The organism is Streptococcus devriesei DSM 19639 (assembly GCF_000423725.1).
In the GTDB taxonomy this organism is placed as follows: Bacteria; Bacillota; Bacilli; order Lactobacillales; family Streptococcaceae; genus Streptococcus; species Streptococcus devriesei.
The window spans coordinates 509,210-522,982 of record NZ_KE384084.1; the positions used below are offsets into that span (position 1 = coordinate 509,210).

General features: G+C 45.0%; 17 protein-coding genes. 4 read left to right on the plus strand and 13 right to left on the minus strand.

Going from position 1 to position 13,773, the window contains the following annotated elements; all coding sequences use genetic code 11:
• Positions 1 to 48 precede the first annotated feature (48 nt).
• Both G573_RS0108585 and G573_RS0108590 read right to left on the minus strand, forming a co-directional pair.
• Positions 49 to 723 carry a response regulator gene (locus G573_RS0108585; RefSeq protein WP_027976346.1) on the minus strand — a complete coding sequence of 225 codons (675 nt, stop codon included), beginning with the start codon at positions 721 to 723 and terminating at the stop codon, positions 49 to 51.
• A complete protein-coding gene (locus G573_RS0108590) occupies positions 720 to 2,258 on the minus strand; it encodes a Spo0B domain-containing protein (protein WP_027976347.1) in 1,539 nt (512 codons plus the stop codon). Before G573_RS0108590 ends, G573_RS0108585 begins: the two co-directional genes overlap by 4 nt.
• Before the next feature lie 185 nt (positions 2,259 to 2,443).
• Between G573_RS0108590 and G573_RS0108595 the strand changes: the two genes are divergently transcribed.
• Together G573_RS0108595 and G573_RS0108600 are read left to right on the plus strand one after the other, a co-directional pair.
• Entirely contained in the window at positions 2,444 to 3,763 is a 1,320-nt protein-coding gene (locus tag G573_RS0108595) for a 2-hydroxycarboxylate transporter family protein (RefSeq protein ID WP_027976348.1), read from the plus strand.
• 35 nt (positions 3,764 to 3,798) lie between these two features.
• Positions 3,799 to 4,962 carry an NAD(P)-dependent malic enzyme gene (locus G573_RS0108600; RefSeq protein WP_027976349.1) on the plus strand — a complete coding sequence of 388 codons (1,164 nt, stop codon included), beginning with the start codon at positions 3,799 to 3,801 and terminating at the stop codon, positions 4,960 to 4,962.
• A 129-nt stretch (positions 4,963 to 5,091) separates the two neighbouring features.
• Here the strand turns inward: G573_RS0108600 and G573_RS11445 are convergent, their stop codons facing one another.
• A complete protein-coding gene (locus G573_RS11445) occupies positions 5,092 to 6,075 on the minus strand; it encodes a hypothetical protein (protein WP_156888803.1) in 984 nt (327 codons plus the stop codon).
• A gap of 245 nt (positions 6,076 to 6,320) precedes the next feature.
• Here G573_RS11445 and mazE point away from each other — a divergent pair, with 245 nt between their 5' ends.
• Together mazE and G573_RS0108615 are read left to right on the plus strand one after the other, a co-directional pair.
• Positions 6,321 to 6,536, plus strand: a complete 216-nt coding sequence (gene mazE, locus G573_RS0108610) for a type II toxin-antitoxin system PemI/MazE family antitoxin (protein WP_027976350.1) — start codon at positions 6,321 to 6,323, stop codon at positions 6,534 to 6,536.
• Positions 6,526 to 6,882: a type II toxin-antitoxin system PemK/MazF family toxin gene (locus tag G573_RS0108615; protein ID WP_027976351.1), complete on the plus strand. Its 357-nt coding sequence runs from the start codon at positions 6,526 to 6,528 to the stop codon at positions 6,880 to 6,882. The genes mazE and G573_RS0108615 overlap by 11 nt, the downstream gene beginning before the upstream one ends.
• 277 nt (positions 6,883 to 7,159) lie before the next feature.
• On the opposite strand, the gene G573_RS0108620 is transcribed toward G573_RS0108615, so the two are convergent.
• The 10 genes from G573_RS0108620 to hisG form a co-directional block, all read right to left on the minus strand.
• Positions 7,160 to 7,342: a DivIVA domain-containing protein gene (locus G573_RS0108620; RefSeq protein ID WP_027976352.1), complete on the minus strand. Its 183-nt coding sequence runs from the start codon at positions 7,340 to 7,342 to the stop codon at positions 7,160 to 7,162.
• An 11-nt stretch (positions 7,343 to 7,353) separates the two neighbouring features.
• Positions 7,354 to 7,668 carry a phosphoribosyl-ATP diphosphatase gene (hisE, locus tag G573_RS0108625; RefSeq protein WP_027976353.1) on the minus strand — a complete coding sequence of 105 codons (315 nt, stop codon included), beginning with the start codon at positions 7,666 to 7,668 and terminating at the stop codon, positions 7,354 to 7,356.
• Between the two features lie 144 nt (positions 7,669 to 7,812).
• Positions 7,813 to 8,154, minus strand: coding sequence for a phosphoribosyl-AMP cyclohydrolase (gene hisI / locus G573_RS0108630; protein ID WP_027976354.1), 342 nt, complete (start codon positions 8,152 to 8,154; stop codon positions 7,813 to 7,815).
• Positions 8,151 to 8,909, minus strand: coding sequence for an imidazole glycerol phosphate synthase subunit HisF (hisF, locus tag G573_RS0108635; RefSeq protein WP_027976355.1), 759 nt, complete (start codon positions 8,907 to 8,909; stop codon positions 8,151 to 8,153). The genes hisI and hisF overlap by 4 nt, the downstream gene beginning before the upstream one ends.
• A gap of 1 nt (position 8,910) precedes the next feature.
• A complete protein-coding gene (hisA, locus tag G573_RS0108640) occupies positions 8,911 to 9,630 on the minus strand; it encodes a 1-(5-phosphoribosyl)-5-[(5-phosphoribosylamino)methylideneamino]imidazole-4-carboxamide isomerase (RefSeq protein WP_027976356.1) in 720 nt (239 codons plus the stop codon).
• Between the two features lie 384 nt (positions 9,631 to 10,014).
• Positions 10,015 to 10,623: an imidazole glycerol phosphate synthase subunit HisH gene (gene hisH / locus G573_RS0108645; protein ID WP_027976357.1), complete on the minus strand. Its 609-nt coding sequence runs from the start codon at positions 10,621 to 10,623 to the stop codon at positions 10,015 to 10,017.
• Between the two features lies 1 nt (position 10,624).
• A complete protein-coding gene (gene hisB / locus G573_RS0108650; protein WP_027976358.1) occupies positions 10,625 to 11,209 on the minus strand; it encodes an imidazoleglycerol-phosphate dehydratase HisB in 585 nt (194 codons plus the stop codon).
• Positions 11,206 to 11,853, minus strand: coding sequence for a phosphoserine phosphatase SerB (gene serB / locus G573_RS0108655; protein WP_027976359.1), 648 nt, complete (start codon positions 11,851 to 11,853; stop codon positions 11,206 to 11,208). The genes hisB and serB overlap by 4 nt, the downstream gene beginning before the upstream one ends.
• Positions 11,840 to 13,123 (minus strand): histidinol dehydrogenase, encoded by a 1,284-nt coding sequence (hisD, locus tag G573_RS0108660; protein ID WP_027976360.1) that lies wholly within the window; start codon positions 13,121 to 13,123, stop codon positions 11,840 to 11,842. The genes serB and hisD overlap by 14 nt, the downstream gene beginning before the upstream one ends.
• Complete coding sequence (gene hisG, locus G573_RS0108665) at positions 13,120 to 13,767, minus strand: ATP phosphoribosyltransferase (protein ID WP_027976361.1); 648 nt, start codon at positions 13,765 to 13,767, stop codon at positions 13,120 to 13,122. Before hisG ends, hisD begins: the two co-directional genes overlap by 4 nt.
• Positions 13,768 to 13,773: the final 6 nt, after the last annotated feature.

A 13,773-nucleotide genomic window follows, 5' to 3' on the forward strand; every position in this document is an offset into this window, starting at 1 on the left:
GATTGTTTGCTGTTTATAATTTTTATTTAACCTTGCAGAATAGCCTTTTTACTTTTTTCTTTCAAATATTTTATAAGGACGCCCGACTTTGGTATAGATGACACGGCTGTTGAGATATGTATGCTCTTCTAAATAAGCAACATATTTGCGGATGGTAACGTGTGAAATCTGACAGCTGTCGGCCAATTCCTGAATAGTAAAGGGAGCAGCCATACCCCTAATAGTCCTCTTGATTTTTTGCAAGGTTTCTACAGACAAGCCTTTATCCAATTCTGCGGCAGCTTGAGACTGCTCTGCTTTGCTGCTGTTCATGAGCCGGTCAATTTGAGCCTGCTCTACAGTTTCTTTGTTTAGATTGGTTATTTGTCGGATAAAGAGATTAATGCTCTGCTGAAAACGCTGATTGGTAAAAGGCTTGATCAAATAATCAATAACACCTAAACGAAGCCCCTCTTTAACGGTCTGAGCTTCATTGGCAGCTGTTATCAGGATAACATCACTATTGCTGTGACATTTGCGAAGTTCACTAAGCAAATCAAGGCCGCTGCCATCTTTCAGCTGGACATCCAGCAATATTAAAGCCACCTCACACTTTTCCAGAAGCTCCTTAGCGTCTTTTAAAGAATTGGCTGAATAAATATTGTCAAACTGCCCGCCTTTTTCCAAGTAATTGCGGTGAATAAATTCAACCATGGGGTCATCTTCTATAATAAGTACATTCATGAGCTTCCCTCCCTGTATGGTGAAATCAAGATGAGCTGAATAAGATTACGCTCTGCTTTCATTTCAAATACTGCCTGATTTCCTTTAAGCATCTGTCTGAAAAAATGATTGTCAAAATGGTTTTGCAGCTGCTCTTGCTGCTCCTGTGACAAGGTCAGAAAATACCTGCTGGTCAGCTGATTATTTTCATAGTGAATTCCTAATGAAAGTTCTCCCGGCAAGACGAGCTGCAGCAACACATGGTGAATATAACGGTAAAAGTTGATTAAGGCCTTGGTGTCTTCTTCATGCCGGTTGGCCGGTATTTCAGGTGAAATATCAATCAACAGCGGCACTTTGCGTTCACTAAATTTCTGCCGTTCACCGTTCAAAAAGCCGGCAATCTGAGGATTTTGTACTAAAAATGACAGCTGGTAAGCAAATTCCTTATCAGGCGTCAGGATATCTTCTAAATAGATTTTCAATTCTTCATAGGCATTGAGATCAGCCAAGCCATAAATGACATGGAGCCGGTTGACAAATTCATGAGTCTGTGCCTGCAGCGACGACGCATAGGCAGTTGTATTGGCCAGCTGATCCATTATTAAGAAAGATTCGGTAGCATTTCTTAGAAAGATAATCCAGCCGATCAGCTTACCGTTGACCTCAATCGGGGCAGAAGAAAAAATGTAATCCTGTCCCTTTTGACGATAGACCTGCTCTTTTTTGTCCTTGAGCATCTCTTTCGAAAAAGCTGTTATCAGCTGTTCAATCGGCTGATGCACTAAGCTGTCTTTTGCTCCGCTTTGTTTGCGATAAAGTTCCTCAGCCGCAATATTAGCCAGATTTATCCTGTACTTAAGGTCAATCACGACCATGGCATCCTTTGTCTGATCCAGCATGGCATTGCGTTCTTCAAACAGACGAGAAAGCTCCCGCGGCTCCAAATTCAGGAGCTGCTTTTTTAGGTAAAAAGCGAGGCCGGTTGCAGCTGCAAAACCTATTGTCATGCTAAGAAGCAGCGCTAAAGAGTAGCCCTGCCGAGAATTCTTAATAAGCGTACTTAAAGACTGCACCTTAATGCCCAGTACCGCAACGCCGATTTGCTTTTTCTTAGCCTTATCAGCATAGATGGGAACAAAGCCTCTCAACGATTTGCCGAGGCTCCCCTGACTGACCGAGATTTTGGTCTTTCCTTTGAGGGCAGGCAGCTCATCGCCCCCTTCAAAGTGCTTGCCAATCTTGCTTCTATCGGGATGGGTCAAACGAATGCCCTGCATATCCATAACCACTACAAAATCCAAATGATGGATTTTAGCAATTTTTTTAGTATATGCTTCAAGCTTATCATTTCTCTTTTTAGTTAAAAGTGCATGTCTAATCTGCGGATCGAGAGCCAGCTGGCGGCCGACAGAAATTAAAAGCTTCTCTTGCTGACTGCGCATGAGCTGTGAATGCTGGTAAAGAGTCAGTCCATAAAACAAAGAAGCCATGACTAACAGCGTCAGAACAAAAACCATTGTCAATAGATTTCTCAGATGCAGCCCTTTCTTCATAGCACTCCCCCGTTTTCAGTCTAACAACGAATCTGCAAGCGTTTTTATTTGTCAATTATAACATATTCATGAGCCTGCATTTAGCCTTAAAAAAGTTGACTTACTTAAATTACTTAAATAATCTTAATTTAAAAAATCTTTTTTCCTATAATGAGGTTACTCAATTTTAACAGGAGGAAAATTTTATGGCCAAAGAGAAACTAACAGCTGAAAACTCAGCAGGCTGGGAAAAATGGATGAATTGCTATGTCGGATCTGTCCCTTTGCCTGTTTATGTCACCTTATCAGTCATCATACTGATTACGGCCTTATTGCAGCAGCTACCTGTCAACATGCTGGGCGGCTTTGCAGTCATTTTGACTTTGGGCTGGCTCTTAGGAACGATTGGTGCCAACATTCCAATTTTAAAAAACTTTGGCGGACCGGCAATCTTTTCATTACTAATGCCTTCCATTTTAGTCTTTTTTAATCTCATTAATAAGAATGTTTTGGATTCTGCCGATATCCTGATGAAACAAGCTAATTTCTTATACTTCTACATTGCCTGTTTAGTCTGCGGCAGTATCCTGGGAATGAACCGTAAAATTTTGGTACAGGGACTGATGCGAATGATTATCCCTATGATGCTGGGCATGGTTTGCGCTATGGCTGTCGGAACCCTCGTCGGAGTGCTTTTGGGACAGGATTGGAAACATACACTCTTTTTCATCGTAACCCCAGTTCTTGCAGGAGGCATCGGTGAAGGTATTCTTCCGCTGTCGCTCGGCTACAGCGCCATTACTGGCATGGGAAGTGAACAGCTGGTGGCTCAGCTTATTCCTGCCACGATTGTCGGTAATTTCTTTGCCATTATGTGCACGGCTATCCTATCACGCTGGGGCGAACGGCGGACGGATCTTTCCGGACAGGGGCAGCTGGTAAAAATGAAATCAGAAGACGATATGGCCGATGCCCTTAAAGATAACTCAGGACCGCTTGACATCAAAAAGATGGGAGCCGGGGTGCTTACGGCTTGTACTCTTTTCATCGTCGGCCAGCTGCTGCAGCATTTGACTGGTTTTCCGGGACCTGTGCTGATGATTGTTGCTGCTGCTGCTCTCAAATATCTCAACGTTATTCCAGCAGAAACACAGCATGGTGCTAAACAGCTCTACAAATTTATCTCAGGCAACTTTACTTACCCATTAATGGCGGGGCTGGGGCTCCTCTACATTCCTTTAAAAGATGTTGTCGGTGTTTTAACGCTGCCTTACTTTATTATTGTTGTCAGTGTTGTCTTTACGGTTATTTCAGTGGGATTCTTCGTTGCCCGTTTCATGAATATGTACCCGATTGAAGCTGCTATTATTTCTGCCTGCCAAAGCGGTATGGGCGGCACAGGCGATGTTGCTATTCTAAGTACGGCAGACCGCATGAATCTCATGCCCTTTGCACAAGTTGCGACACGTCTCGGCGGGGCGATTACCGTGATTACAATGACAGCTATCCTGCGGATTATCTTTTAATATTTAAGTAAAAAATAGAAATAGGAGAAACTATTATGGCAAATGAAGATGTTAGAGAATTGGCCTTGCAGCAGGCAAGGGAAAACGGCGGCAAATTAGAAGTTGTTTCCAAAGTTACTGTCGAAAACAAAAGGGATTTAAGCATTGCTTATACGCCCGGTGTAGCTGCGGTTTCATCAGCTATCGCAGAAAATAAAGACCTGGCCTACGAACTGACAACCAAGAAAAACACTGTCGCTGTCGTCAGTGACGGCTCTGCCGTTCTTGGTCTGGGAAATATTGGAGCTGAGGCAGCTATGCCTGTTATGGAAGGCAAGGCAGCACTCTTTAAACGCTTTGCAAATGTTGATGCTGTTCCGATTGTTCTTGCTACACAGGATACTGAGGAAATTATCGCAACGGTTAAGGCCATTGCCCCAACCTTTGGCGGTATTAACTTAGAAGACATCAGTGCCCCGCGCTGTTTTGAGATTGAGCAGCGGCTCATTGAAGAATGCCCTATCCCAGTCTTTCACGATGACCAGCACGGAACAGCTATTATCGTTCTGGCGGCTGCCTTTAACAGTCTGAAATTAATTGGCAAGACCCTTGATGAGGTCAAAATCGTTGTTAACGGCGGAGGCTCCGCCGGCTTATCCATCACGCGTAAGTTCTTAGCCGCCGGCGCCAAACATATTACTGTTGTAGATCGTACAGGCATTATCAACGAAGAAGACAGCAGCCTTCCTGCTCACCATGCCGATATTGCTAAGGTTACCAACCGTGAACACCTCTCCGGCGATTTAAAAACAGCCCTCAAAGACGCCGATATTTTCATTGGGGTCTCTGCACCAGGTGTCCTCAAAAAAGAATGGATTAAAGAAATGGCAGACAAGCCTGTTATCTTTGCCATGGCCAATCCGACACCTGAAATTTTCCCGGATGAGGCTATTGACGGCGGAGCTTACATCGTCGGCACAGGCCGCAGCGATTTCCCTAATCAAATCAACAACGTGTTAGCTTTCCCTGGCATCTTCCGCGGAGCCTTGGACGCTCGTGCCAGAAAGATTACCATTGACATGCAGATTGCTGCAGCACACGGCATCGCTGATCTTATCCCGGATGCCGAACTCAGCCCGACCAATATTATTCCGGATGCCTTCCAAGAAGGCGTGGCCAAAACAGTGGCGGCGGCTGTCAGAGAAAGTGCCGCACACTAGAGTCACAATTCAAAGGCCTATAAACGACTCCGCATAAAGCAAAAAAGACTGAATCTGTACTGTTTTTCCCAATCGGACATCAAAATCCAATTTAGGGACAGCCAGATTCAGTCTTTTTGTGCAGCCATTTTAAGGATCAGTCTGCTTTTTTGCTTTGGTGTACTTGATCTGCAAATGCTTAGACAATTTGCGGTAAGTAAATTTAGAAAAGTTAAAGTCTTCAAGCGATTTCGTGATTTCTGGATTTTCCATAGTCCAAAAATAATCAATTCGCTTGCCAGACCTGACAGGAATAATCTCATCCGGGCGCTTGCCTAAAATTGTTAAGCTTTTGACTTCTTTTTTATTGTGCCACATGCCAAAGTATAAATCCTGCTCTGCCATGGCTGAGACACCTGCTCCCGGCGTATATTTAAAGATGTACTCTTCGGAAATACTGTCACAGGCAGCATCATCACAGTCATATAAGTAATAATCATCTAAGTAATCTTTCATAAAATATTCTTCCACAGCAGGTTTAAAATATTTGCCGTCTTTCACCTCCAGCGTATATACTGTAAAGGTCTTTGATTTGCTGGAAGTGTAAAAATAATGGATAGTGTCCCCTAAGCCTTTAATGTAAAAGAAATCTTCATTCGTTTTTCCCTTTATTTTTTTAAAATGATTCAAGGCTTCGCTTTCAGTTGAGTACAAGCGACCATTTTCTGATGGTTTTTTCTGTTCTTTATGCTTATTTACTGACTGATTGAATGAATGAGTCGATCGGACACCAAAGGACTGAACACCATCAGAAACATCTGATTTTATAGTAAAAACAGTAACAAGAAACATAATGATCACTGTCATAACAGAAGCCAGGCAGGTCAGCAGAATCTTTTTTAAAATCTTTTGATACTTGAGCATAAAGGCAGCGCTAATCAGCATATTGAAAGGCAGAAAAGCCATTATAGCAATGACCAACACTTTCATCTGCACAGGCGAAGCATCTTTAGGCAAAAAATCCGTAACAGCATAAATCATCAAACTGACTAACAAGAAACTGCTCACAATAATCATACTTGCAGCCAGCCATTTTCTTAGCTTAGACCGTTTTCCCTTTTGCTTAACAGACATAGTTTTTCCTCTTTTCTGTCAATAAATTTTTATTCAATATTGTTGACATTTGTCTTTTTTGCCATTATTTTCCTCTTTTTAACAATTTTATTACACCTATTATTATAGCACTATAAAATGCTATTTATATCAAGACTTAACTATTTTTGTTTAGTTTTCCCGAATAATCTCTATGAAAACCATTTGACTTTGTAAGTTCTTTTGTATATACTTGATGTATACAAAAGAGTTTAGAGGTGATTTTCATGGTAACAGTAAAAGCGAGAAAGGTTGGGAATTCTATGACGGTGACGATTCCAAAGGATTTAAAGGTAAAAGAAGGCACTGAGTTCTCTGTTTACAGAGGGGTAGATGGTGTGATTGTTCTGGCACCAAAGCTGGCTAATCCTTTTGATGGCAAGACTGATTTAGCCATGTCCGACGATTTTAAAGGAGTGACTCTGCTAGATAATGAAGCCTAATTACATTCCTCAAAAACAGGATTTGGTCTGGATAGATTTTGATCCTTCTCTTGGCAGAGAAATTCAAAAACGCCGACCAGCCTTAGTTATCTCCAGTCAAAACTACGCCAAACAGACTGGGTTTGTGGCTGTTTGTCCCATCACCCATGGACAAAGGAAACTGAAAGCACAAAATCTTCTTGTTAAGGTCCATCATCCAGAGATAGATGGCGCTGTTAATCCTTTTCAACTTCACACCTTTGACTATCGTGCCCGCAACATTCAAAAAGTCGGACAGCTGGACACTTGGGCTTTTCAAAAGGTGGCACAGCTTTATCCCTACATTTTTGAAGATTTAAAGGGCTAATTCTGCATCAAAAAAGAGAGTGGGACAAAAATCGGTAAATCGTCATGAAATGGCGATTTCGATTTTGTTGTCCCACCTCCGCACAGTTTATTAGGGATTGACATGAACTAACGTTCATATAATTGGATATCCTCCAACAGTTCCCCAAACTGTTGGAGCTATCACTTGCGTAGCAAGGGATAAGGACTTCCAATAAACCACTGCGTTAATATGTGATACTTCATAAATTGAAAGAGTTTGAGACTTTTGTCCCAAACTCTTTTGTTTTGCTGTATTCTTATAACAAATAGTCATCTCCCGACTTAAGCCGTTTGATCTGTCTTTTGAGTGATTGATTTTCCTGCTCTAAGGCGTCCAAGGTTGCTATCATCTCATCAAGAAAATCATCGACTTCCTCCTGATTATATCCTCGAAATTTGACAGAGAACAGTTTGTTGCGGATGTCCTGCCGGCTTAGCATTTTGATGCTCCTTAATAATTTGTGATTTCTTTTCGGTCGTGGACATTGCTTTTTTTCCCCTGACGGGCTGCCAGCACTCTATTGACATCGTCCGGTGTCACGCCGGTTTCAACCAGCATGACGGCCAAATGATAGAGGACGTCTGCTGTTTCGTTGGCAATTTCGTCCTTATCTGCATTTTTGGCAGCAATAACGACTTCTGTGGCTTCCTCGCCGACTTTCTTTAAAATCTTATCCAAGCCCTTGTCAAAAAGGTAGTTGGTGTAAGACCCTTCTTTGGGGTTCTGTTTGCGGTCAAGGGCTTCTTTATATAGTGTTTCTAACATAATTAAGATGTGAGAGCGTCTAAAAAACGACTGAATTTTAGGAAATTATCGGAAAATCCTGATTTTCCAAATAATTTATCTAAATTCCGATCTTTTAGCTCAAACTCAATTCCTTTCTTTCGATTTTTTGAAAAATAGCAGAGCTTATTGCTGTGAGTTTTCTTCGCTGTATATCTCATTAAAAAAACAGCTGTAAGCACCCGTATGGCAGGCTGCGCCGACTTGCTCTACAGCAATGAGCAGGGTGTCGCAGTCGCAATCGGCTGTGATCGATTTGACATATTGGTAGTGGCCGCTGGTTGCGCCCTTGTGCCAGAGTTCCTGCCGCGAGCGGCTCCAGTAGTGCATTTGCTTGGTTTCAAGGGTCAGTTGGTAGGATTCTTCATTCATATAAGCCAGCATGAGGACTTGCCCTGTCTGATAATCTGTGACAATGACAGGGATCAGCCCATCTTGCTTAGCAAAATCAAGTTGAATATCTGTCATAGTCTCACCTCAATTCCCGCGTCAGCCATGGCTTTTTTGGTGTCAGCGATAGCAACTTCTCCATAATGAAAAATCGAAGCCGCCAGGGCACCAGTCGCCGGGGTCTTCTCAAAAACCTCTACTATGTGATCGCTGTTACCCGCACCGCCTGAAGCGATAATGGGCACGTCCGCCACTGCTGCTACAGCATTGAGCATGTCCACATCAAAACCAGATTTTGTGCCATCCTTATCCATAGAGGTGAGGAGAATTTCACCCGCACCCAAACTAACGGCTTCTTTGACCCAGTCAATCAGATCTCTGCCGGTATCCTTGCGGCCGCCGGCCACATAAACATGCCAGCTTCCATCAGCTTCTTTGCGGGCGTCAACAGCTGCCACGACACACTGACTGCCAAATTTTTCAGCGCATTCCCTGATGAGCTGGGGATTAGCAAGTGCAGAAGAGTTGACAGCGACCTTATCGGCACCGGCCTTGAGCATCTTATTCATGTCATCGCTGGTGCGGATACCGCCGCCAACTGTAAAAGGAATAAAGACCTGATCGGCGACGCGGCGCACCATGTCTACCGTAGTATCGCGCTTTTCATGGGTTGCGGTGATGTCCAAGAAGACCAGTTCATCACAGCCGGCCTCATAGTATGCACGCGCCGAGTCAACAGGGTCACCGACATCCGTCAGATTAACAAAATTAATTCCCTTGACAACACGCCCGTCCTTGACATCCAGACAGGGAATGATCCGTTTTTTCAGCATTTCACTCCTCCAGTTCTTTGAGCTCCTCTAAGCTGATATTGCCGCTATAATAGGCCTTGCCAACGATAGTGCCTGCTACTCCCAACTCTTTTAGTCTAGTCAGATCAGACAGCTCAGCAATGCCGCCGGAAGCAATAACCTGAGCGGTTGTCAGCTCAGCCACCAAACGCTCATAATGGTCAAAATTAGGACCCGTCAGCGTGCCATCGCGGTCAACGTCTGTATAGACAAAGAGCGTCACACCCATTTTCTCCATTTCCTTAGCCAAGCTGATGTAGTCCACGGTGCTGGTCGTAAGCCACCCTTCGGTCGCCACATAGCCATTTTTGGCATCAATGCCAACCACAATCCTATCCGCCCCAAACTGCTCCAGCGCAGCCTTGACGAAATCAGGATTTTTGACCGCCATAGAGCCAATGATAACACGGTCGATACCGACATTGAGGTAGTCTTCAATCTGCTCCAGCGTGCGAATGCCGCCGCCGACTTCAACGCCAAGACCAGTCGCTGCTTTCAGTGCTGCAATCAAATCGCGGTTGGTCGCGCGGCCATCCAGAGCGCCGTCCAAATCTACAACATGGATAAACCGAATGCCCGCATCCGCAAAAATCCGTGCCTGACCCAACACATCAGGGTTGACCACTGTTTTCTGGTCAAAGTCCCCCTTAAATAGGCGGACCGCCTGTCCATCTTTAATATCAATCGCAGGAAGAATTTGCATAATTAAGATACCAAGAGCGTTAAGAAAGCGAGATGAAAATAGGAAACTGACGACGTGTGCCCGCACACAAGGAATTTATCTTTTTCACGACGCTTTTAGCTCGGGTTCAGTTCAAAAAACTTACTTGATCTTATCCCTGAACCTTCCTTTCTTTTTTTATTATCTAGTTCAAAATAACGCGGAGAGTACATTGGTTTGGAACCTCTGACAAAAAGTGTCTTAGGTTCTTATTTTCTTAGAGGAATACCCTCTGATACAGTGGCGCCGTCAGAGCGAACAAGCTATTTTTTAACTAACTTTCGAGCCAAACTCTCTCGAACGATTGCGTCCTATTCCACTAGGGCGAGGTAGCTGTTTCTACTCACTTCGTTCGCAATAGCTGAGCTACTTGCACAAATCAACAAATTTTTTGAGAATTCCCAAACCAACCTGCCCTGACTTTTCCGGATGAAATTGGGCGCCGTAGACATTGTCCTTATGAATCATAGCCGGCACTTCGATACCATAATCAGCAGTGACATCGATGTATGCTTTAGGGACATCTGTAAAATAGCTGTGCACGAAATAGACATCCTGCTGATCCAACTCCACTGTCAGTGCAGTTGCTTGCTTGACCTGCAAATCATTCCAGCCCATGTGGGGTACTGGAAAACCATCCTTGGCTGGGATTTCACGTGTCGCACCCGGAATAAAGCCCAGACCAGCCGTTTCCTGGTGTTCCAGCCCTGTTTCGGTCAGTAATTGCATACCCAGACAAATGCCCAGCAAAGGCGTTCCGGCAGCTACAGCTTCTTTGACAGCAGTGACCAAACCTCGCTTTTCCAGCTCTGCCATGGCCGTCGGATAGGCACCGACACCCGGTAAAATCAAGCCGTCTGCTGCTAAAATTGCGGTCGGATCGGCCGATAACTCAGCTTCAACACCAATTTTATCCAAGGCTCGCAGGACATTGGCCGTATTGCCGGCATCGTAATCAATGACAATCATTTTCATATCACAGCATCCCTTTTGTAGAGTTGACACCCTTAATTTCAGGATTGAGCGTAATGGCCTCACGCAACGCCCGACCTGTTGCCTTAAAAAGACTTTCAGCCTTGTGATGGCTGTTTTTGCCATGCAGTATTTTCAAATGCAGATTCATCTGCACATTAAAGGCCAGAGCTTGGAAGAACTCTTCTACCAGTTCGGTATCAAAATTACCCAGTTTTGGATTATCAAACGTGCAGTCAAAGACTAGATAGCTGCGCCCCGACAGGTCCAGACTGGCCATTCCAAGTGTCTCATCCATAGGCACAAAACTCGTGCCGTAGCGGTTGATGCCGGCTTTGTCACCGAGAGCTTGGCGCAGCGCTTGACCCAGAACGATCCCTACATCTTCGACCGTGTGGTGGCTGTCTACATGAAGATCGCCATCTGCCTTAACCACCAGCGATAAGCGGCTGTGGCGGGCAAAGAGCGTCAGCATGTGGTCAAAGAATCCTACACCCGTATCAATGTCAACGGGCTCCTGCGCATCCAAATTCAAACTGAGTTTGATTTTTGTTTCAAAGGTATTGCGTTCGATACTTGCTTGTCTCATTTTTTCACCTCGTCTAATATCTCAATCACCTTGTACAAATCAGCTTCATTGATTTGGTAAGGTGCCTGCTGGCGCACAATGGGTTTGGCACAAAAGGCAATGCCGATGCCAGCTTCGTGAATCATGGGCAGATCATTTGCTCCATCACCCATGGCAACAGTCTCTGCCAGCATCAGCCCATTTTCCGCTGCCCAATCGCGGAGTTTTTGCACCTTAATCTCTTTAGTAACTACCTCACCGTAAGTTTGACCTGTCAGAACACCGTCTGCTACCTCCAAATGGTTCGCCATGACATAGTCAACGCCTGCTTCCTCGGCTAAGCGGTCAACCGTTTCATGAAAACCTCCTGATACCAAACCAACCTTATAACCGCGCGCATGAAGTTCAGCTACCAGCTCCTTGGCACCTTTATTAAAGTGAATGCGCTGATAGACCTGATCAAAAATGGATTCCGGCAGTCCTTTGAGGGTTCCCACCCGCTCTTTCAGCGCCTGTTTGAAATCCAATTCTCCCCGCATGGCACGCTCGGTGATCTCCGCAACTTGGGCACCGACACCGGCCTCATCCCCCAGTAAATCAATGACTTCTTCCTGAACAAGGGTGGAATCCACGTCCATGACCAAGAGTCCTCTAACTTTTCTCATTTCTCACCTCAATCGCTTTCGCATGTGCTTGCAGACCCTCGGCATAGGCCAAAGTTGTAATATCTTTTTCTGCGCTGTTGACCGCTGCCTTACTGTACTGGGTATACTGGATGCGTTTGACAAAGTCATGCACCCCCAGAGCAGATGAAAAGCGGCTGGTTGCTGTGGTCGGTAGGATATGATTGGCACCGGCATAATAATCACCAATCGGTTCGCTCGTATAGTGTCCTAAAAAGACAGAGCCGGCATTTTGGACCTTGTCTAAATAGTCATAAGCATTTTCCATAGCAATTTCTAGGTGTTCTGGCGCAACCTTATTCATAAGGTCAAACATATCATCCGCATTTTCTGCAATAATGATGCGGCCGTTATTTTCAATAGACGGACGGGCAATGGCCTCACGCGGCAGCTGCTTTAACTGCTTTTCAATTTCTGCTTCAACCGCATCAGCCAGTTCTTTAGAGTCTGTCACCAAAATCGCCCGCGCCCGAACATCGTGTTCGGCCTGTGACAGCAAGTCTGCTGCTACATAGACGGGATTGGCTGTGCTATCCGCAATCACACCGATTTCTGAAGGACCGGCAATCATATCAATACCAACAATACCATAGACCTGCTTCTTAGCCGTTGCCACAAAGATATTACCAGGGCCTGTGATTTTATCTACTTTTGGAATGGTTTGAGTGCCATAAGCCAGAGCAGCGACTCCTTGAGCCCCGCCGACTTGGAAAATCTTATCAACTCCCGCCAATTTAGCAGCCACCAAAATAGCCGGCACAAAGTGCTCCTGCGGCGGTGTGATCATAATGATTTCCTTGACACCAGCGATTTTAGCCGGAATAACATTCATGAGAACTGAGGACGGGTAGGCTGCTGTTCCTCCCGGCACATAAACGCCCACGCGTTCAATCGGACGGATAAGCTGGCCGCGAAGCACACCTTCCGACGGCTGATCCTCAAAGCCCGTCTCCAGCTGCTGGCGGTGGTAAGATTCAATATTAGCTTTAGCATTTTCCAGCGCCGTCAGAACATCCTTGTCGACCTCAGCAAAAGCCTGATCAATCAAGTCCTGTCCAACTTCAAAGTCTGTGAGCTCGACCTTGTCAAATTTTGCGGAATACTCACGCAGCGCTTCATCGCCGCGTTTTTTCACCTGATCAATAATGGTGCGGACGGTTTCCTCTACATTTGTATTCTCCCGGCTCAGCTCCAGCTGTTCCTGATAGAGAATCTTCGATATTTCTTCATTAGTTCCTGTTAGACGTTTCATTTAAAAGCTACCTCCCGATCTCCGACCAGTCCTTCAATTTTTTTAATAAAAGGCAGCAGCTCAGGCTTGTTTTTTAAGCTGGCCTTGTTGACAATCATCCGTGCCGAAATGCGGCAAATATCTTCAAATACCTCTAAGCCGTTGGCTCTTAGGGTGTTGCCGGTCTCCACAATATCGACAATGGCATCTGCCAGACCGATAACAGGGGCAATTTCGACACTGCCTTGGATGGAAATAATTTCCACATCTTCTCCCTTTTGGTTGAAGAAGTTTTTAGCGAGAGTTGGGTATTTTGTGGCAATGCGCTTGCGCTTATGGTCAGTCGGATTATAATCTTTGGTCGATGCCACGGAAAATTTACAGAGGCCGAAATTCAAATCCAGCATTTCCAAATAGCCTGTCGGGTGCTCAATCAGAACGTCCTTGCCAACCACACCGATATCAGCCACCCCGTGGCGGACATAGGTCGTCACATCCGGTGCCTTGACTAACAAAAAGCGAAACCGTCTGTCAGGACTTTCAAAAATCAAATTGCGGCCCTTATCGGCCATAAAAGACATATCAAATCCTGCTTTTTCCAGCAGTTCCACTGTGCCTTTTTCGATCCGCCCTTTGGTCAGGGCAATGGTTAGTTGCTTAGTCATAATGCC